This window comes from Pseudoxanthomonas indica, from assembly GCF_900167565.1.
In the GTDB taxonomy this organism is placed as follows: domain Bacteria; phylum Pseudomonadota; class Gammaproteobacteria; order Xanthomonadales; family Xanthomonadaceae; genus Pseudoxanthomonas_A; species Pseudoxanthomonas_A indica.
In genome coordinates this window covers 491,432-510,028 of the sequence record NZ_FUZV01000001.1, presented here as the reverse complement: position 1 = coordinate 510,028, position 18,597 = coordinate 491,432, and the positions used below count along the sequence as shown (strand labels likewise).

Below are 18,597 nucleotides of genomic sequence, written 5' to 3'. Positions count from 1 at the left end.
ACCTATTCCGTTAACGCATACGCATTGCCGAGTTTCGCTTTGAATGGCATGGTTCGGGTCCACTGTTCCGGGGATACGCGTTGATGAAGAAGGTTCCGATGAAGAAAGCCCTGCTGGCGACCGCGTTGTTGATGGCGGTGTCCGTGTGCGGCGCCGCCGAGGTGCGCGAAGAGCTGCAGCCGTCGGCGCGCTTCAGCGTGTACGGCCATGGCGCCGCCGCCACGCCGCCGATGGGCTGGAATCCGTGGAACGCCTTCCGCACCGAGGTGACCCAGGACAAGATCCTGTCGGTGGCCGAGACCATCAAGAACAACGGCCTGCAGGCAGCCGGCTATCGCTACATCAACATCGACGACGGCTGGTGGCTCAATCGCCGCGCCGATGGCGGCATCGAAATCCGCACCTCCATGTTCCCGATGGCGAAGACCGAAAGCGGTCATCCCAGCTTCAAGGCCTGGACCGATCACCTGCACGGCATGGGCTTCAAGGCCGGCATCTACACCGACGTGGGCCGCAATGCCTGCTCGCAGGCGCACGACCCGAAGAGTCCCAACCTGCCGGTGGGCACCATCGCCGAGCGCGAGATTGGCCTGTGGGGTTTCGAATACTCCGATTTGAAGACCGTGTTCCAGGACTGGGGCTTTGACTACGTCAAGGTCGATGCCTGCGGCCTGGCCGACTTCGGCCCGGGCGGCAAGGCCGAACAGGATGCCGATCACGAGTACCAGCAGAGCCGCCCGCTGATCGTGCGCGGTGACAACGAGGCCTCGGATGCGGAGAAAGTGGAGACGGCGTTCGCCCGCACCGGGCGCCTGCTCGATGCCTTGAATCCCGATGGCGATTTCGTGTTCTCGATCTGCCCATGGGGCGAGGCCGGCGTGGGCAACTGGGGTGGCCGCCAAGGCAACACCTGGCGCACCAGCGAAGACATCACGCCGACCTGGACCAGCATGCTGCACAACTTCGACACCTCGGCGCGGCGCGAGTTGTACGCCGGCCCGGGCCGCTGGAATGATCCGGACATGCTGGCCATTGGTCTGGGCGAGTTCGATGACAAGAACCTGGTCAACGCGCAGACCCATTTCTCGATCTGGTCGATCCTGGCTGCGCCACTGCTGATCGGCTTCGACTTGAACCATGCCTCACCGGAGCTGGTGAAGCTGCTGTCCAATCCGGAAGTGATCGCCATCAACCAGGACGCCGCCGGCAACCAGGGCAACCTGGTGGCCAGCAACGGCATTGTGCAGGTACTGGTCAAGCCGCTGTCCGCGCGCGGCGAGCGTGCGGTGCTGCTGGTCAATCGTGGAGACACCGCCGCCGAAGCCAGCGTCACTCCGGCGCAGATGAAGCTGCGGGCGGGCAAGTCGTTCAACGTGCGCGACCTGTGGACGCATGCGGATCTGCCGGCCAGCAACGGCCCGCTCAAGTTCAGCCTGGAGCCGCATGCCTCGGTGCTGTTGAAGGTCAGCGGCGCCGCCGCGACCGGCGATTCCACTGGTTTGAGCGAAGCCACTGGCCGCATCCATGTCGCGGTCGATGGCCTGCCCACCTACAGCGCCAAGCCGGCCGACGTGTCCGGCACGCCGCGCGCCGACGCCACGCCTTACGGCAAGCGCCTGAGCATCGGCGGTCGCGGTTACGACTACGGTCTGGGCATCCACGCCAACTCGCGCCTGGAAGTGCGCGCCGGCAAGGACTTCACCCGCTTCACCGCGGTGGTCGGCGTGGATGACAGCGGCAACCTTGCGCGCGAGAAGGTCACCTTCTGGGTGTACGGCGATGGCAAGCCGCTGTTCGCCAGCAAGCCGATGGTGCGCGGCGATGCGCCCGCGCAGATCAACGTGCAGGTGGCCAATGTCGAAGTGATCGAACTGGTCGCAATTGCCGATGGCATCGAGAAAGGACGCCTGGCGCCGGTGGTGGCGTGGGCGGATGCGCAGCTGCGGTAAGCCCGCCCTGGTAAATCGCGTCAGGCATGCTTGACGCGATGCTTCGGCCGACACAAGCTTCGGTGTCGGCCCGACGCATTCCAGCGGCTGGGCACCGTGTGGGGGACGACCATGCGTATCGTTGCCGGCGTCGTTGTGATGTTGCTGATTGTGTATGGGCTCGGCAGGGTGCCGGGCATCGGGCCGGAAGCAGCATCATCGGTCGATGTGGTGGTGGCCTACGCACTGGACTCGGCAAGCCCGCTTGAAGACTAGGCCCATATCGCTGGTGCTGCTGCTAACCCTGAGCGCTTGCTCGAATCCTGGCGATGCCGAGGATTTCGCCGCGCTGGAAAAGCATCCCCAGGTCTGTTCGGCGCAGGCGCATTTTGCTGGATTGCCCGGGCAGGAACAGCTGCATTTCGTTTTCGGCGCGCTGCATTCGCGGCCGCAGGCGTCGTGCATCGACGACCTGATCGCGGCCCAGGATTTTTCCTTCATCGCGCGTTTGAAGGAAGAAATGGTGACGCGCGGTGGTTACCACGATCGCGACATGTTTCTGCAGGCACTCGCCAAACAGGCCAGCGTTGGCACGCTCTCGCCGCCCCAGGTGAAGGCGCTGGAGTTGAACGGCTTGTGCATGGCTGATTCCGGCATAGCGCCAGACCAGTGCCTCAAGCGAATCGAGCGGATTGAGCAGGTGTTGGCGGCGAGGAAGTGAAGCGCAGACGTTGGACGATGAGTGCGGCGATTGGGAGGCGCGAGGCGAGCTTACTCGTCTTCGTCCGCCGAAGTGAAAAACCAGTTGGCGTCCGGCGTCTGCCCGCGACTCCAGCGCACGAAGATCGGCCGCTTGCTGCGCGGCACGAAGCCGGCCTGCTGCCAGCCGCGCAGTTGTTGCTCGGGTCCGGTGATCTCCACCGACACCGAGGCATGGCCCGCCGCGCGGGCGGCGGAGAGCAGGGCGAGCAGGCAGGCATGGGACATGCCGTTGCCGCCGTCTTTCGACCAGAAATCGCGCACATGCAGCGCGGCGTTTTCCACCTGCACCGCGAACCAGGCCACCAGCGCGTCACTGCCCGGTGCGGTCAGCCACAGGTAGCGCGTGCTGGCCAGCGGCGAATCATCGAAGCGCCACTTGGCCTGTTTGCAGTCGCGTACCGACATCACCGCATCGCCACGCGGCGCCGACTGCCACAGGGCATCCATGCGCGCATCGGCGGCCGTGCCCCAGCTCGCGCGCAGACGCGGGCCGCGCAGGCGGCGCAACCCGTCGCGGGTGGCAAACGCCATATCGACCAACGGACCGGCGATCGCCGCCAGCACACCCGGCAGGCGCGACTTCAGATAAGCCGCATGCCGCAGCACGCGCGCATGCCGGACCAGATCGGTCAGATGGGTATAGCCGATGCGTTTGAACACCGGCGCGGCCTTCGGATTCGGGAAGCCGTACAGCACATCGATCTCGCGATCCGCCGCTTCAATCAGGCCCTGCTGCAGCATCAACGCCGGGCCGAGCGAACGATGTTCAGGCAGCACCGCCAGATCGACCAGCACGCCGGCCTGCAGCGATTGTCCGCCGCGGCACATGCGGCGACGCCCCGCACATGCCGTGCCCACGTACTGGCCGCTGCCGGTTTCCTGCAGCAGTTGCAGCAGCGGCGCGCCATGCGGGCCGGCCAGATAGAACCAGTCGTACTTGGCCGCGATGCGATCTTCGCGGCCCAGGTTGCCCCACCAGATCGACAGCACGGTATCGCGATCGCGCAGGGGATCGCCTGTGCGGACCAGGTACTGCGGCGTCGGTGGCGGCGTGTTCACGACAGTGGCGTCCGAGGTCGCGTTCGAGTGGGCTCAGTCGTCCAGTTCCGGCACGTCGCCCGCGAGCACGGGCGGCAGGTGCAGGTAGCGGGTGGTGCGGCGCTTGTTGCGGATGTCCTCGAACACCGCCTCGGCCTGGGCCGGGCTGATGTGCAGGGCGGTGGCCAGCTCGCTGGCCGGACGGCCATGGTTGAGCGCCCACAACGCCAGATCCATCTGCTGGTAGGGCAGGGCGAAGTAGAACTCGTCCTGGCCCTGGCTGAGGCTGTAGGTGTCGGTGGTGGGGATGGCCGCGCACACGCGCTCCGGCAGACCCAGGTGACGGGCCATGCCGTACACCTGCGACTTGTACAGGTGCGCAATCGGCTTGACGTCGGCCGAGCCGTCGCCGTTCTTGACGAAGAAGCCCTGGTCGTACTCCACCCGGTTGGGCGTGCCGACCACGCCGTAGTTCAGGCGATCGGCGTGGAAGTATTCCAGCGTCTTGCGGATGCGCTGCTTGAAGTTGGTCGCAGCGACGATGGTCAGGTAGTCGGCCAGCGCCAGATCGCGCTCGATGATCTCGCCCGCCGGATCCTGTGCGATCAGCTTGAAGCGGTTGATGCGGCCTTCGCTGCCGCCGTCGATGACGATCTTGAACTTCCAGCCTTCGCCATACTCGGGCAAGGTGTTGCGCACCGCGGCATCACGCGCGCGGTAGCAGCCGATGGCATCCAACGCGGGCGCGATATCGACGGTCTCGGTGCGAACGCCCAGATGGGTGGCCAGGATGGTCGCGCGCGCGGCGCTGTCATCCGAGGAATCCTGCTCGGGCAGGATCAGGGTGAACACCCGATCCGGGCCGAGTGCACGCACTGCCAGCGCGCAGCTGACCGAGCTGTCGATGCCGCCGGAGATGGCCACCACCAAGCCGCGCCGGTGCAGCTGGCGCGCGGTGATTTCGCGAAGGCGCGCGCAGATGCGGTCGGCTTCCTGTTCGTAATCGATATCGAGGACGTGGCGGTCTAGGCTGCTCATGGCGTTGCGGTCTGCTCCATCAGTTGGACGCGACGCACTTTGCCGGAAGCAGTCCGGGGCAGGGCGTCGACGAAGGCGATCAGGCGGGGAATCTTGTACGGGGCCAAACGCGCACGGCAGTGCGCCTTGATGCGGTCTTCGGCGCGCGGCGGGCGTTCGCCGTCGCTGACGATGTAGGCCTTGATCACCTGGCCCATCACTTCATCGTCCACGCCCACCACCGCCACTTCGCGGATGCCGGGCATCTCGGCAATCACTTCTTCCACGTCGGTGGGGTGCACGCGGTGCGCGCCGGTCTTGATCATGTCGCTGCGGCGGCCCTGCAGGTACAGATAGCCGTCGGTGTCCAGGTAACCCAGATCACCGGTATGCAGCCAGCCATCGCGCAACACCTTGGCGCTGGCTTCGGGGTTGTTCCAGTAGCCCGGCATCACGTTGGCGCCGCGGACGCAGACTTCGCCGCTCTCGCCGCGCGGCAGCTCGCCGCCGTCGTCGCCGACGATCTTCCATTGCACGCCGGCCACCGGAATGCCGACCGAGCCCAGCTTCTCGCCCAGCCGTTCGGGCGGCAGCCAGCTGATCCGCGAAGTGGCTTCGGTCTGCCCATACATCACGTACAAACGCGGCGCGGGCAGTACCCCACGCAGGCGCTGCGTCAGCGCGGGGGACATCGCGCCGCCGGCCTGCGTGAGATAGCGCAGCGAGCCCAACGACGCCGCGCGCTCGGCCATCGGCTCGAGCAACAGCGCATACGTCGACGGCACCCCGGAGAATCCGGTGGCCTGCTCGCGTTCAATCGCTTCCAGCACCAGCAAGGGAAACATCAGGCTCGGCCCCAGCACCACGCAGGCACCGGTGAGCAGATGCGTATGCAGCACCGAGGCGCCATACGCGTAATAGAAGGGCAGCACGCTCAACACGCTGTCTTCGGCCTGCAGTTGCAGATAGGCCACCACCGACTCGGCATTGGCTAGCAGGTTGGCGTGGCTGAGCATCACGCCCTTGGGATCGCCGGTGGTGCCGGAGGTGTAGAGAATCATCGCCGGTGCATCGGGCAGCGGCGCGACAAAATCGGTGGCGCTGTTGTCCTCGCCCGGCAGACCCTGGGCCTCGCCCAGCTCGGTGGTGCCGGGGTCATCCGCGAGTTCGGCCAGCGCCTCGTGCACATCACGATGACCGGCCTCGAACACCACGTGGCAGGCGCCGCTATGGCGCAGCCAGGGAATGAAATCGCGCGAGCGCGCCTGCACGTTGAGCGGCACGATCACCGCACCGGCCAGCCAGCCCCCGTAGATTGCTACTGCCGCTTCCAGCCGGTTGGGCAGGATCAGCGCGACCCGATCGCCCACGCGCACACCCTGCGCGCGCAGGTGCGCGGCAAAGTGCTGGGCCTGGCGCCAGAAACCGGCGTAATCCAGGCGGCGATCGCCATCGACCAGGGCCACGCGCTGCGGCGCGCGGCCGGCCACTTGCGCGACGCGGGTGGGCAGGCTGTCCATGCAGTTCGACTCAGCTGGCGAGCTTGCGGCTGACGAATTCGTCGACGGTCTGGATCGAGTCGAAGTTCGCCGGGGTCATTTCCTCCGGCACGATCTGCAGCTTGAACTGGTCTTCGAGGAAGAAGATCAGCTCGTGGATGCCGGTGGAATCGATGATGCCGCCGCGGATCAGCGAATCCTGATCGCCAATGGCGGACTGATCGTCGGAGAACAGGAAGTTCTCCAGAATGAACTGTTTGATCTGGTGCTTCTGTTGCATGGGATCCCCTGGTGCCTGTTACTTGCTTTGTCTGGAAAAACGTAAGCTTCACGCCCATCCGGCCACGCCGGGGGCGGGCATTGCCGGCGGCGCGGCGATGCTATCCTCGCCGCCAGCGCACACCGCCTGGGGAACCTTCCGATGCGACGCTTGGCCCTTGTCCTGCTGCTGGTCGCCAGCGGCTGCCGTAATGGCGGCGCGCCCAGCACCGAAGTGGCGCAGCCGCCACAGACCGTACGCAACCCCGTACCCACGGCGTATCCGTCGGAAAAAGGCGATTACGCCGTGACCGAACTGGTCCATGGCCTGGAGCATCCCTGGGGCCTGGCGTTCCTGCCCGGCGGCGGCGTGCTGATCACCGAGCGGCCCGGTCGCCTGCGCCGGATCGATCCGGATGGCACGGTGTCGCCGCCGATCAGCGGTCTGCCGGACATCTTCGTCGACGGCCAGGCCGGCCTGCTCGATGTGGCGCTGTCACCGGATTTCGGCCGCGATCACTGGGTCTACCTGGCCTTTGCCGAGCCCACCTTCCGCGGCAACAAGGCCGGCACGGCGGTGGCGCGCGGCAAGCTGGAGGGCAACGCGCTCAAGCATGTGGAAGTGGTGTACCAGCAGGAGCCCAAACTCTCGCATGGCACGCATGTGGGCGCGCGGCTGGTGTTCGACGATGAAGGCCATCTGTTCGTCACCCAGGGCGACAACCGGGTGGCGGCCGCGGCTGCGCAGGAGCTGGACAAGCTCACCGGCAAACTGGTGCGGATCTGGCCGGACGGCAAGATTCCGAAAGACAACCCTTACGTGGGCAAGAGCGGTGCGCGCGGGGAAATCTGGTCCTACGGCCATCGCAACATGCAGGGCGCGGCGATCCATCCGCGCACACGGGCGTTGTGGACGAGCGAGCACGGGCCGCAGGGTGGCGACGAGATCAACATCCCGCGCGCCGGCGGCAACTATGGGTGGCCGGTGGTGACGCATGGCATCGACTACAGCGGCAAGCCGGTGCAGGGTTCGATTGGGCGCAGTACGGCGGGGATGATCGATCCGGCCTACGTGTGGGAGAAGTCACCGGCCGTGAGTGGCATGGCGTTCTACACGGGCGGCCTGTTTCCGCAGTGGCAGGGGGATCTGTTCCTGGGCGCGCTGGCCGGGAAGTCGCTGATCCGGCTGGAGCTGGAAGGCAACCAGGTGGTGCATGAGGAGCGCCTGCTCACTGCGCGCGAAGAGCGCATCCGTGATGTGCGGCAGGGGCCGGATGGGGCGCTGTACGTGCTGGTCGATGCGCCGGATGGCAAGTTGTTGCGGATTTCGCCTGTGGGGCGTTAGCCCTTGGCCCCTTCCCCTGTTTACGGGGGAAGGTTGGGATGGGGGCAGAACGAAGACGCGAGGTTTCAGGTGGGCGGACTTCGTTCTGCCCCCATCCCAGCCCTCCCCCGCAAGCGGGAGAGGGGGCAGATTGCTTCAGGCGACCTTGCGCGCAATAAAATCCACGCTCGTGATGCAAAGCTGCTCCGGCGCGTAATGCGCGAACTGCGGATGCACGTTCATCGCCTGCAACTGCGCCAGCCGCTCCGGCCGCGTCGTGGATGTGTCCAGCACGATGTCGAAGCCCATCTCCCGCGCCTCATCCACGAAGTAGTGCGCCCGCAACCGGTTCTGGTACAGGAAGGCGTTGTTCCAGCGCTTCCACTCCGCATCCGAAAAACGCAGGTAATGCAGCTGGTGCACCTTGCGATCCACATACGCATAGTGATCGCCGCAATTGACCGAATGAAACATCACCCCCCCCGGCGCCAGGATCCGCATTGACTCCCGGTACATCGCCGTGATCACCTCACCCGGCACGTGTTCCAGCACGCTGTTGGAAAACACCACGTCCACGCTGTCATCGGGCAGGTCCGTGCGGGTGGCATCGGCCGGTGCGCGGTAGACGATCACGCCGTCACTGGCGCTCTGCACGTCTTCGCCGGCCTGCATGCGCTTGCGCAGTTGCTGGTAGCGGGCCTGCACGCCTTCCAGATCCGTACCGGCGGCATCGGCGATGGTCTGCAGCGAGCCTTCCAGTGCCTCCACGCAGGCCAGGGTCAGGTCCGCGCGCATATGCCGGGTCAGGTCATAGGTGATCAGCCGTTCAACCCCTGCCAGATAACAGGCGATGGGGAAGGTGGGATACCAGCCCGAGCCGATTTCGAAGCCGCGCAGGCCGCGGAACACCAGCCCGGCATTGCGCAGGTGATGGGCCATGATCGTCCAGTCCTCGACCTTGCTTTCCAGTTCGCGGCGGAAGTTCTGCAGACCGCCAAACTGGCGCTGCAGGTGGAAATGCAAGACGTCGCCGCCCGGCACGTAGCCCAGCACCTTTTGAACAGTTCCCTTGATTCGCCAGTGCATGCAATCTCCGCGGGGTCGGTGATCGATCAGGTCGCGAGCGCCAGCGGCGCCGACGCGTCATCGTGGCCTTGTGCAGCGGCGCGCCATTCCCCGGTCTGCCGATGCACCAGCATCGTCGAGAGGATACCGACAAAGGCCTGGTTGTCGGCAAAGCCGGTGGCGCGACCCAACCGGCATTTTTCCACCAGCCGGCTCACCGCCTGCGGATCGAAGTAGCCGGCATCGCGCACGCGCTGCGGGTCCAGGGTATCGGCCACGTAATCCAGCGGCTGGCCGTCGAAGAAGAAGCTCTGGCTGTCCGGCGCGCGATACGGCTGCTTGGTGCGGTTGACGATGTCCTCCGGCAGCAGGTCGGCCAGCGCCCGGCGCAGCAGGAATTTCTCGGTCATGCCGCGGATCTTGTAGCTCGGCGGCAAGCGGTTGGCGAACTCGATGACGCGGTGATCCAGGTACGGGAAGCGGCCTTCGATCGAGTTGGCCATCGCCACCCGATCGCCCTGCGAGGACAGCAGGTAACCGGCCAGCAGCGACTTGGCTTCCACGTACTGGTCACGCGCCAACGGGCTCCAGTCCATGATGCTCGGCGGCAGGGTCTGCTCGTAGGCGTCCAGCGGATCCCATGCGGCGGCGGCCTGGCGCAGCTCGGGCGTGAGCAGGCCCAGCGCACGCTGCGAAGTGGTCCAGCGCGGCACGTGGGCGAAGATCGGGCGGTCCAGATGCTCCATGCCCTGGCCGAAGAACGACTGCGCGAACGCGGCATTGCTGACCGGTGAGTTGCGCAGGTAGCCGTAGAGTTTTTCCAGCAGGCGCGGGCGGAATTTCGAGTCCGGCTGGCGCGCCCAGAACCGCCGCACCTTGGCTTCCTTGAACAGGTCGTAGCCGCCGAACACCTCGTCGGCGCCTTCGCCGGTCAGCACCACCTTGTAGCCATGCGCGCGCACGCTGCCGGCCAGCAGCATCAGCGGCACCGGGCCGGTGCGCAGCACGGGGGTTTCGGTGTGGCGGATCAGCCGCGGAAACGCCTCGCCGATGTCGCGGCGGGTGCAGCGCAGGGTGGTGTGTTCGGTACGCAGGTGGCGGACCATCGCCTGCTGGTACTCGCTTTCGTCGTACTCGCCGTCTTCGAACGCCACCGAGAAGGTGCGCACCGGCGTATCGGTAAAGCCGCGGATCAGGGCAACGATGCCGGACGAGTCCAGGCCACCGCTCAGGTAGGCGCCCACCGGCACGTCGGCGCGCAGTTGCAGGCGCACGGCATCGACCAGCAGTTCGCGCAGTTCGGCCGTGGCCTGTTCGACGCTGAGCGGATAGCGCGCGGGCGAGGTTTCCTCCGCGCTCGGGAAGGTCCAGTCCCAGTAGCGCTTGAGCGTCTGCCGGCCGTCGGCGTCGATGGCCAGCAGGCAACCCGGCGGCAGGCTCTGCACGCCTTCGTACAGGGTTTCCGGGTCCACCGGCGCCCAATAGGTCAGCGTCTGCATCAGCGCATGCGGGTTCAGGCGGCCCAGTTCCGGCAGCACCGCCAGCAGCGCTTTGACTTCCGAGGCGAACCAGATGCGGCCGTGGCGCTGGCTGTAGTACATCGGGCGGATGCCGGCGCGGTCGCGCGCCAGCACCAGCCGCTGTTTGCGTGCATCCCACAGGGCGATGGCGAACTGGCCATTGAGATGGCGGACGAAATCGTCACCGTCGCGGTCGTACAGGTGCACGATGACTTCGGTATCGGACTGGGTGTAGAACTGCCGGCCCTCGGCTTCCAGCTCCCGGCGCAGCTCGACGTAGTTGAAGATTTCGCCGTTGAACACCGTCCACACGTCGCGGCGCGGATTGTGGATGGGTTGATCGCCGGTGGACAGATCGATGATCGACAGCCGCGCATGCGCCAGGCCCACGCCGTTTTCCGCGTGGAAGCCGAAACCGTCCGGGCCGCGATGGCCCAGCGTGCGGATCATCTTTTCCAGCAACGGGCGCGCCGTCTCGGCGCTGATCCCGCTACCTCCCCCAAAGCCTGCGATTCCACACATCGTTGCGCTTCCCCCGTGGTTGTTCGAACAGTCCCTTGCTCAGGCCGAACCGGCCGCGTATACCGCGCGCAGTCCGCGTACTTCGGACAGCGCCTCCTCGCACACCTGCAACGTGTCCTGCGCCACCTGCCGCCAGTCGCGGGAGAAGCGGCGCGCCAGCGCGGCCTCGTCCCACTCGCGGTCCAGCACGGCCACCAGCCCTGCGGCCAGGGCCGCGGCGTCGCGCGCCGGCACCAGCACGCCGCTGGCGGCGTCCACCACTTCCGGAATCCCGCCCACCGGCGTGGAGACCACCGGCCGGCCACAGGCCAGCGCCTCCACCAGCACGTTGGGATGGCCTTCGCTGTAGCTGGGCAGGGTGACCAGATCCGAGGCCACCATCCACTGCGCCACCACGTCGGCCGGCTGGGCGCCGGCCAGGCGCACCGGCAGCGTGTCTTTGCCGATGCGGGCGGCCAGTTCCTCGCGCAGCGGGCCCTCGCCGACCAGCACCACCTGCAGGCGCGGACGCTCCGCGCGCAGGCGGGCGGTGGCGTCGAGCAGTTCGCGCAGGCCCTTCTCGGCGACCAGGCGGCCGACGTAGGTCACCACCTCGGCATCGGCCGGCAGGTCGAGCGCCTGGCGCGCGGCGGCGCGGTCACCGGGATGGAAAATGGCGGCATCGCAGCCATTGGGAATGGCGCGGATCCGATCCGGGTCGGCGTCGTAGTCCTTCACCGCCACCCGGCCCAGGTCTTCGCTGACCACCAGCAGGCGCTGCGCGGCGGCCAGCACCGGCCGGGTCAGGCGCTTGCTGATGGCATCGCGCACCCGCAGGTCCGAACCGCGCGCACCCACCACCAGCGGCAAGCCGGCGCGGCGCGCGGCCAGCATGGCGCCGTGGGCGTCCGGGTACAGCCAGTAAGAGAGCACCACGTCCGGGGCGAAGTCGCGCATGGGTCGTTCAATGGCGCGGGCACACAGGCGGCCATTGAACGGGCGGCTGACCGCGGGCAGGGCGGGGTAGCGCACGTAGTCCACGTCGCAACCGGGCACCTGGTGGGTGTCGTCGCTGGCCCGGTACAGGTAACTGCGCGGCTGCGCCCAGCGCGGGTAGCTGGCGATGGGGCTGATGACCTTGACCTGCGCCAGCCGCGACAACTCGCGCACCGTCTGCAGGATCGGCCGGCCGCGGTTGGGCTCCCCGGCGATGGGGAACTGCGAGGTGACGATCAGCAGGCGCATCAGGATTCCCCGCCCAGGGCAAAAGCAAAAAACGGGGTCAGAGCACCATTTACTTCGCAAATGGCGATCTGACCCCGTTTTTCTTGGCCTGTCGGGCTGCCGGCCGGCGTTATACCGAGCGAACAGGCGACAGTCACGGGGGGCGGAAGTGGTTCAGGAAAACTCGCCATCTGCGCGTGTAGTGGAGTTGGATGCCTTACGCGGACTGGCCGCGGTGGCCGTCATGGCCTACCACTACACAACGCGATATTCGGAGCAGATAGGCCATGTCGGCGGGATGCCGCTGGACCTGCTGGCCGGCAAGTACGGCGTGCAGCTGTTTTTCCTGATCAGCGGTTTTGTCATCTTCATGACCCTGGAGCGCACCCGCACCGCGATGGATTTCGTGGTCTCGCGCTTCTCGCGGCTGTTCCCGGCCTACTGGACGGGCCTGAGCCTGACCGCGCTGGTGGTGTACACGATCGGCCTGCCGATCCAGCAGCTGCCGCTGCGCGACCTGCTGTCCAACTACACGATGGTGCAGGAGTTCCTGGGCTTCGAGCATCTGGATGGTTCGTACTGGACGCTGCAGATCGAGCTGTTCTTCTATGTGCAGATGCTGATGTGGTTCTTGCTGGGGCAGCTCAAGCGCATCCATTGGATCATCGCCACCTGGCTGGTGCTGGCGGCCATCGAGGGCCTGTGCGAGAAGCACCAGGTGCATTTTTCGTATGCGCTTCGCGAGTTGATGATCCTGCGCTTCATCCCGTTCTTCGCGATGGGCATCCTGTTCTACCGCCTGCGCCAGCGTCCGCAAGAGTGGCGCTTGAACGTGCTGATGATCGCCCTGTGCCTGCTGGCTATCGCGGTGGGCGAGCGGCCGATCTTCCTGGCCGTGGCGGTGTTCTGCTGCGCGGTGTTCACCGCGTTCACGGCGGGCTGGCTGCGCTTCCTCAATCGGCGGGTGTTTGCGTTCCTGGGCGATATTTCCTACTCGTTGTACCTGGTGCATCAGGCCATTGGCTTCGTGGTGATCTTCTACCTGGAAAAGCTGGGTGTGCCTGCGCTGGTTGCCGTGGCGCTGGCGATGGGCTTTGCATTGTTGCTGGCCTTTGCCATGAACCGCCTGGTGGAAAAACCGGCCATGCGCGCGATACGCGGTGCGTGGAAGCGCAGGGTACAGCCGCTGCCGCAGGCGGCGCCGCGCGAATGCGAGCAGGCGGTCAAGGACAGTCCTTGAGGTTTTGGCTGGGTTGCAGGCCTGCTGGCAAGAGCGGGTGTCATGGCTTGTGAGCGGGGGCAGACCCTGCGCAACCGGGCCTGCAATCCACATGGCCTCGACCTGGAACTCTACGAGTAAGGGCTCCAGTCCCGGTTGCGCAGGGTCTGCCCCCGCTCTCGACACATCGTGGTGGCTGATCGAACAGCACGAGCCGAGCAAGCCAAAGCCGGCCAGCAGACCACCTGCTTTCAACAGAACAAAGGTGCTCTGTCCGGGCGGGGTCAGGCCCCTGCTGATCGGGACTGGAGCCCTTGCACGTAGAGTTCCCGATCGAGGCCATGTGGATTCCAGGCCCGATCAGCAGGGGCCTGGCCCCGCCTCACGCGAGCACCACCGCCCGCCTCACGCGAGCAACCACCGCCCGCCTCACGCGACACAAAAGCAGAACATGACTTTCGTCCAGCGCCAAACCGGCTGCATGGGATCGCCGTTCGTCGCCTGTCACACAAAGTCGTGTCCGCTTATCGCGAGCCATGCCGTCTCAAGGTCATCCCCCGACCACATGGATCCCCCGAGCCATGGACGAACCCTATCGTTCGCAGTTCATCGCCCTCATTCAAGGCGGTGCAGCCCGCCGCGACATCCACGATTCCCATACCAACGGCGAGTACGACTCCGACCAGGATTCGCACGTCTCCGACAGATTCCTCGAGCGCGAAATCGGCCGAGTCGACATGCACGCCAGCGGCCTCTGCCGCACCCTGGTCGACCACGTCGACCGGGCCGAACGCATCCTCGACGTCGGCTGCGGCACCGGCGGCACCTCGGTCGCCCTGGCCCTGTCCTCGCTCGGCGCCCGCCAGGTGATTGGCATCGATGCCGATGCCTCCACCCTGCAGGCCGCGCGCGTTCGGGCACAGTCGTACCAGCTGGATCCGGCGCGTCTGAGCTTCCAGCATGTGCCCTCCGGCCATGCCTTGCCGTTCGAAGACCACAGCTTCGATCTGGTCACCTGCGTCTCCGTGCTGGAGTTCATCAGCACCCAACGCCACCGCGATCATTTCATTGCCGAGTTGTTGCGCGTGCTGCGCCCGGGCGGGCATCTGTTCCTGGCCACGCCCAATCCGTTCGTGCTGCACGAATACCACTCGCACCGCCTGTTCGGCGACTGGCGACGCAATCCCGGCTATCCCTGGTCCAGCCCCCCGTGGCGGCTGCGGCGCATGCTGGCCGGGCAGGAGCGGATTCCGCTGGCGCGCTATCGCATGCTGCATCACCCACGCCTGCGTATGGTCGCCGCCGCGGCGCCGTTGGCGCAGTGGGCGTTCCCGTGGCAGCAGCTGTTGACGCGCAAACGACTGACAGCGCACTGACTTCGCGTAGGATGCCGCCAGGGGAGTAGTCCACAGGGGCGGTTGCGGAATTGAGCGACAAACTGAAGATTGTGTCGGGCGCGGCCTGGGGTATCGGGGCCGGCTTGCTCGGCCGGGCCGTGGGATTGATTGGCACCTTGCTGATCGCCCGGCACCTGAGTCCGGACATCGTGGCCGAAGTGACCGTGGCCACGGTGATTGCCTGGACCGGCAACTGGATCTCGGCCTGGGGCTGCGGCCAGTACGTGATCGTGCGCGGCAGCGAAGGCCGCGAGGCCATCCATGCCGCCAGCCTGTTCTATCTGATCGCCGGCCTGCTGATGGCGTTGCTGCTGTTCGCCGCCACGCCCTGGTTTGCGGCGTGGTTCGAAGTGCCGCGCCTGCTCGAATACCTGCCCGGCGCGCTGCTAGCGATTTTCATCAGGCGCCTGGGCGGCATGCCCGACAAGTTGCTGGCGCGCGAACTGCGCTTTGCGCGCATCGCCATGGCCAGCTTTGCCGGTGACCTGACTTATGCGGTGGTCGCCATTTCGCTGGTGGCCACCACGCAGCTGGGCGGTCAGTCGATGATCCTGGCTTTCATCGCGCAGTCCACGGTGATTGCGGCGGTCACCATCGCCGGCACTGGCTGGCGTAGTTGGCTGGCGCCGGTGAAGGTGCCGTGGTCGCGCCTGCGCGATATCGCGCGCTTCGGTGCGCCGATTACCGGCGAGATCACGCTCAGCGAAGGCGCACGTTACTGGGACAAGCCATTGATGCTGCGCCTGGTCGGCGCGCATGAGGCGGGCGCCTACGGGTTGGCCTTCAATCTGGCGCAGTTGCCGGCGCTGTATGTGGGCGGCCATATCGGCACGGTGATGATGCCGGCCATTGTCCGCGCCGAGCCGGCGCAACGTGCGCAGATGATTGTGCGCGCGCTGGCGTTGACGGCGGTGGTGCTGTTTCCGATGGGCTTCGGTCTGGCGGCGGTGGCGCCCACGCTGGTGGCGACCGTGTTGCCGCCGGAGTGGCACATGGTGGCGCCGTTGCTCAGCGTGCTGGCCAGCGTGACGGTGATGGCGCCGGCGAGTTTCCTGTTCGCCTCGTTTCTGGGCGCGCTGGGCGAGAACGCGCGGGTGCTGCGCATCGAACTGACCAGTGTGATCGTGCTGGTGGCCAGCCTGTGGTTGCTCTCGCGCTGGGGCGCGTTTGCCGCCAGCTTCGCGGTGGGCATCGCGCTGGTGGTGCAGTTTTTGCTGGCCAGCCGCGCCTGCCGTCCGTTCGGCCTGAGCCTGGGCGCGTTGTGGTCGCCGCTGCTGCGGGTGTTGCTGGCTTGCGCGCTGATGGTGGCGGCGGTGCTGTCGCTGCGCTTGGCGCTGGTCTGGTACGTGTTGCACGACATCGTGCTGCTGGCGGTGGAAGTGCTGGCTGGCGTGGTGGTCTATTGTTCGGCGCTGTGGCTGTTCGGCCGCGGCCTGGCGCGCGACGTGCTGCGCCTGCTCAGCGCCACCGGCAAGTCCGAGTTGGGCTTGTCGCTTCCTGCCTTCGACAAATCCGGTACCGCGCATGATTGAGTGGAATCGCATCATCCTGTTCGGCCGCGACGCCGGCACGCTCAAGCTCACCCAGTTGCAGCCGGGGCAGCGCTTCCTGGAGTTGTTCGCGGCGGACGTGGAGCGTATTTCCGCCGCCGACAAGGCGCATGGGCGGCGGGGTGATCACAAGCGCATCCTGCGCCGGTTCGAGCATGGCCTGCGCTATTTCGCGGTGGAGGAAGATCGCGGCCTGATTGCCTGGTTCTGGGTGGCGCATGGCGTGCCGCGCTACTTCGACGAGATGGCCTGGCGCCTGCCGCTGGACAAACGGCATGTGTGGGGTCGCGATGCCTACGTGGCGCCGGATCGGCGCGGGCACCGGATTCTGGCCGCGATCATGGACCACGCCTCGGCGGCGGAAGACACGCCGATGCAGTTCCTGTCCGATGTCAGTTCCATCAACGTGCCGTCGCGGCGGGCGCACAAGGCGCTGGGGTTCAGTGAGCTGGGTACGGTCACCTCGCTGGCGATTGGATCGCGACTGTTGTTCCGCAGCCTGCCGCCGGAGTTCCTGCCGGCGCCTACCGGGATACGTCCGCAGGAGCGGGTGTTGTGGATGACGAAGGAAGAGCGGGAGTGGCACAAGGCGCAGATAGCCTAGGGGCAGGCCAAAGGGGAGTCGCCGTGAACAGGAAGTCTTGGATATTGCTGTGCGCACTGCTGGTCGCCAGCTTGCCGGCGTTCGCCCAAGTGCCCAGCCGTCACAAGGTGCCGGTCGGCACCAGCTCATTGCAGTTCGACTTTGCAAAGCAGGGTCCACGTGAGTTGCTTGCGTTCCTGTCGGATCCCGGTGAGTTGACCAAGCCGGTCTCGCGCGTGCAGGTGGAGCATCATTACCGGGGCTGGATCGCCGAGAGTGATATCCCCTATCTGCTGACGCAGCTTGATTCCAAGGCGCCTTGCTTGTCGGTGAACATGTCGGTCAGTTCGTTCCTCCCAACGCGCGTCACGGTGGGCGATATGGCGGCGTACCTGATTGACAGCTATCGGACCCGGTATTTTCCGATGTCGCTGTACTCGCGTGCTTACACGGATGACGAGAAGCAGGAGTTGGTTCGTTGGTGGACGGTTTACTCCGAGGCCCGCGAACAAAGTGCTTGTGAGCGGCTTGAAGTTCCCTGTCAGTAATTTCCTGCAGGTCTTGGAAATACGGAGTCTGAGCATGCGTAAGTGGAAGGGAGTTCTGCTGGCCTCGTTGATGCTGTCGCTGCCGGTGGCTGTCGCGGGTTGGTTTCTTGTGCCGCGTTGTGACGTCACGGGCGCGGCGTGCCATGTGTTGACGAGTTCGTCGTGGTACGTATTTCCGCTGCAAGTGGAGATATTCGCGAACTTCCTGGTCCAATTCCGCGTGCTTGGCGATGTCCAGATGTGGTCGGTTTTCATGGCCTTCGCATTGCCCGCCTGCGTGGCGATGGCTTACGTCTGGCGCACATGGGGAGCGGTGAAGTTCGCCGCCGCCTATCTGGTGGCCTGCGTGGTGATGTACTTCGTTGCTGTCCAGGCCATGGCCTGGGAAATGAAGCCGGTTCCGACGACGGCAGAGGCGTCGCAGGACGACTTCGCCACGCCGCATTGCGTGCCGGTCGACAAGGTGCCGCAGGAGGTGACGGTGGAAGCGCTGCTCGCCAACCCCAAGCGGTTCGAAGGCAGGACGGTGCGCGTGGAGGGGTACTACTACAACAGGTTCGAACTGAGCGCTCTCTATTCTTCGCGGGTTGACCCCTATGCGTCGAGCGAACCTGCGGTGTGGGTCACGGGTATCCCGGTCTTCAACCATTTCAGCGATCGCCATGTAGGGATCGTTGGAGTCTTTACGCGTAGCGAAAGGGGCCATGGCGGTGTATGGCCGGGCGCGCTTTGTGCGTTGTCGGTCGGTGTCGTGCCGTAACGGCAAAGGTGGGGCAGGAGAACAGCGCCTACGCCTGTGCTCTGGCCTTGAGGCGATGTGCAAGGCGGATGGATGAGCGAATGCAAAGCAGTAGAAGCACGAAGGGAATGATGACGTGCAAGGGTGTGAACGGCCTTGTATTGGCGTACGCGTCGACCGTTAGATACATCGAATAGAAGAAGAGGCATACCCACGCGATGACCGCGACCGAGTTCTTGAAGATGTCCAACCTTTGGAGCGTGGTTTCGAACGTCATGGTTTGCTCTTGGTTCGGCTTCGATTTGGTCGGGCCAACAGCCGCTGGAGAAGTGGTTTCGCAGCTTCGATCAAGCGCCATGGTGACTGGCCAGGGCCATGAAATTTGTTCTGAGATGGAACTCAAGTCAAGCCTCCGTTTCAATCCC

At 65.7% G+C, this 18,597-nt stretch carries 18 protein-coding genes; 10 read left to right on the top strand and 8 right to left on the bottom strand.

Translation table 11 applies throughout. The annotated features are described in order from the left end of the window. The first annotated feature begins 83 nt into the window (after window positions 1-83). The 3 genes from B5X78_RS02355 (at window position 84) to B5X78_RS02350 (ending at window position 2,649) form a co-directional block, all read left to right on the top strand. Complete coding sequence (locus tag B5X78_RS02355) at window positions 84-1,949, top strand: NPCBM/NEW2 domain-containing protein (protein WP_079722873.1); 1,866 nt, start codon at window positions 84-86, stop codon at window positions 1,947-1,949. Between the two features lie 111 nt (window positions 1,950-2,060). Beyond that, complete coding sequence (locus B5X78_RS18565) at window positions 2,061-2,204, top strand: hypothetical protein (protein ID WP_176140757.1); 144 nt, start codon at window positions 2,061-2,063, stop codon at window positions 2,202-2,204. Between the two features lie 13 nt (window positions 2,205-2,217). Then, complete coding sequence (locus B5X78_RS02350; protein WP_079722872.1) at window positions 2,218-2,649, top strand: hypothetical protein; 432 nt, start codon at window positions 2,218-2,220, stop codon at window positions 2,647-2,649. A gap of 50 nt (window positions 2,650-2,699) precedes the next feature. Here the strand turns inward: B5X78_RS02350 and B5X78_RS02345 are convergent, their stop codons facing one another. The 4 genes from B5X78_RS02345 to B5X78_RS02330 are packed head-to-tail and all read right to left on the bottom strand — an operon-like array spanning window position 2,700 to window position 6,524. Beyond that, on the bottom strand, window positions 2,700-3,749 hold the full coding sequence (locus B5X78_RS02345; RefSeq protein WP_079722871.1) for a GNAT family protein: 1,050 nt from the start codon (window positions 3,747-3,749) through the stop codon (window positions 2,700-2,702). Between the two features lie 33 nt (window positions 3,750-3,782). Further along, window positions 3,783-4,766 carry an NAD(+) synthase gene (nadE, locus tag B5X78_RS02340; protein WP_079722870.1) on the bottom strand — a complete coding sequence of 328 codons (984 nt, stop codon included), beginning with the start codon at window positions 4,764-4,766 and terminating at the stop codon, window positions 3,783-3,785. Next, window positions 4,763-6,265, bottom strand: a complete 1,503-nt coding sequence (locus B5X78_RS02335) for a class I adenylate-forming enzyme family protein (RefSeq protein WP_079722869.1) — start codon at window positions 6,263-6,265, stop codon at window positions 4,763-4,765. Before B5X78_RS02335 ends, nadE begins: the two co-directional genes overlap by 4 nt. Before the next feature lie 10 nt (window positions 6,266-6,275). Further along, window positions 6,276-6,524 carry an acyl carrier protein gene (locus B5X78_RS02330; RefSeq protein WP_079722868.1) on the bottom strand — a complete coding sequence of 83 codons (249 nt, stop codon included), beginning with the start codon at window positions 6,522-6,524 and terminating at the stop codon, window positions 6,276-6,278. A gap of 150 nt (window positions 6,525-6,674) precedes the next feature. Here B5X78_RS02330 and B5X78_RS02325 point away from each other — a divergent pair, with 150 nt between their 5' ends. Then, entirely contained in the window at window positions 6,675-7,847 is a 1,173-nt protein-coding gene (locus B5X78_RS02325) for a PQQ-dependent sugar dehydrogenase (RefSeq protein WP_217698630.1), read from the top strand. Between the two features lie 135 nt (window positions 7,848-7,982). Here B5X78_RS02325 and B5X78_RS02320 read toward each other — a convergent pair whose 3' ends face one another. From B5X78_RS02320 to B5X78_RS02310, 3 genes are read right to left on the bottom strand one after another with little or no spacing between them, the layout of a single operon-like run. Continuing rightward, window positions 7,983-8,912, bottom strand: a complete 930-nt coding sequence (locus tag B5X78_RS02320; protein WP_079722866.1) for a methyltransferase domain-containing protein — start codon at window positions 8,910-8,912, stop codon at window positions 7,983-7,985. A gap of 26 nt (window positions 8,913-8,938) precedes the next feature. Further along, window positions 8,939-10,933, bottom strand: coding sequence for an asparagine synthase (glutamine-hydrolyzing) (gene asnB / locus B5X78_RS02315; RefSeq protein ID WP_079722865.1), 1,995 nt, complete (start codon window positions 10,931-10,933; stop codon window positions 8,939-8,941). 39 nt (window positions 10,934-10,972) lie between these two features. Next, window positions 10,973-12,157 (bottom strand): glycosyltransferase, encoded by a 1,185-nt coding sequence (locus B5X78_RS02310; RefSeq protein WP_079722864.1) that lies wholly within the window; start codon window positions 12,155-12,157, stop codon window positions 10,973-10,975. Between B5X78_RS02310 and B5X78_RS02305 the strand changes: the two genes are divergently transcribed. The 6 genes from B5X78_RS02305 (at window position 12,045) to B5X78_RS02280 (ending at window position 18,193) form a co-directional block, all read left to right on the top strand. Next, a complete protein-coding gene (locus tag B5X78_RS02305; protein ID WP_308933138.1) occupies window positions 12,045-13,376 on the top strand; it encodes an acyltransferase family protein in 1,332 nt (443 codons plus the stop codon). The genes B5X78_RS02310 and B5X78_RS02305 overlap by 113 nt on opposite strands. Window positions 13,377-13,936: 560 nt before the next feature. Then, entirely contained in the window at window positions 13,937-14,731 is a 795-nt protein-coding gene (locus B5X78_RS02300; RefSeq protein WP_176140755.1) for a class I SAM-dependent methyltransferase, read from the top strand. Between the two features lie 50 nt (window positions 14,732-14,781). Further along, window positions 14,782-16,284 carry an oligosaccharide flippase family protein gene (locus B5X78_RS02295; RefSeq protein WP_079722861.1) on the top strand — a complete coding sequence of 501 codons (1,503 nt, stop codon included), beginning with the start codon at window positions 14,782-14,784 and terminating at the stop codon, window positions 16,282-16,284. Then, window positions 16,277-16,906 carry a GNAT family N-acetyltransferase gene (locus B5X78_RS02290; protein WP_079722860.1) on the top strand — a complete coding sequence of 210 codons (630 nt, stop codon included), beginning with the start codon at window positions 16,277-16,279 and terminating at the stop codon, window positions 16,904-16,906. The genes B5X78_RS02295 and B5X78_RS02290 overlap by 8 nt, the downstream gene beginning before the upstream one ends. Window positions 16,907-16,929: 23 nt before the next feature. Continuing rightward, the gene (locus tag B5X78_RS02285; RefSeq protein ID WP_139381361.1) at window positions 16,930-17,433 is read left to right on the top strand and encodes a hypothetical protein; all 504 of its coding nucleotides are present in this window, start codon (window positions 16,930-16,932) and stop codon (window positions 17,431-17,433) included. Window positions 17,434-17,467: 34 nt separating this feature from the next. Continuing rightward, a complete protein-coding gene (locus B5X78_RS02280) occupies window positions 17,468-18,193 on the top strand; it encodes a hypothetical protein (RefSeq protein WP_079722858.1) in 726 nt (241 codons plus the stop codon). Window positions 18,194-18,221: 28 nt separating this feature from the next. Here the strand turns inward: B5X78_RS02280 and B5X78_RS18315 are convergent, their stop codons facing one another. Beyond that, complete coding sequence (locus B5X78_RS18315) at window positions 18,222-18,575, bottom strand: hypothetical protein (protein ID WP_139381360.1); 354 nt, start codon at window positions 18,573-18,575, stop codon at window positions 18,222-18,224. Window positions 18,576-18,597: the final 22 nt, after the last annotated feature.

Bases quoted from the DNA above. Each gene is read 5' to 3' on its own strand.
- B5X78_RS18565 (WP_176140757.1), top strand. From the start codon at position 2,061: ATGCGTATCGTTGCCGGCGTCGTTGTGATGTTGCTGATTGTGTATGGG.
- B5X78_RS02355 (WP_079722873.1), top strand. From the start codon at position 84: ATGAAGAAGGTTCCGATGAAGAAAGCCCTGCTGGCGACCGCGTTGTTG.
- nadE (WP_079722870.1), bottom strand. From the start codon at position 4,766: ATGAGCAGCCTAGACCGCCACGTCCTCGATATCGATTACGAACAGGAA.
- B5X78_RS02300 (WP_176140755.1), top strand. From the start codon at position 13,937: ATGGACGAACCCTATCGTTCGCAGTTCATCGCCCTCATTCAAGGCGGT.
- B5X78_RS02305 (WP_308933138.1), top strand. From the start codon at position 12,045: ATGACCTTGACCTGCGCCAGCCGCGACAACTCGCGCACCGTCTGCAGG.
- B5X78_RS02280 (WP_079722858.1), top strand. From the start codon at position 17,468: ATGCGTAAGTGGAAGGGAGTTCTGCTGGCCTCGTTGATGCTGTCGCTG.
- B5X78_RS02330 (WP_079722868.1), bottom strand. From the start codon at position 6,524: ATGCAACAGAAGCACCAGATCAAACAGTTCATTCTGGAGAACTTCCTG.
- B5X78_RS02310 (WP_079722864.1), bottom strand. From the start codon at position 12,157: ATGCGCCTGCTGATCGTCACCTCGCAGTTCCCCATCGCCGGGGAGCCC.
- B5X78_RS02290 (WP_079722860.1), top strand. From the start codon at position 16,277: ATGATTGAGTGGAATCGCATCATCCTGTTCGGCCGCGACGCCGGCACG.
- asnB (WP_079722865.1), bottom strand. From the start codon at position 10,933: ATGTGTGGAATCGCAGGCTTTGGGGGAGGTAGCGGGATCAGCGCCGAG.
- B5X78_RS02320 (WP_079722866.1), bottom strand. From the start codon at position 8,912: ATGCACTGGCGAATCAAGGGAACTGTTCAAAAGGTGCTGGGCTACGTG.
- B5X78_RS02335 (WP_079722869.1), bottom strand. From the start codon at position 6,265: ATGGACAGCCTGCCCACCCGCGTCGCGCAAGTGGCCGGCCGCGCGCCG.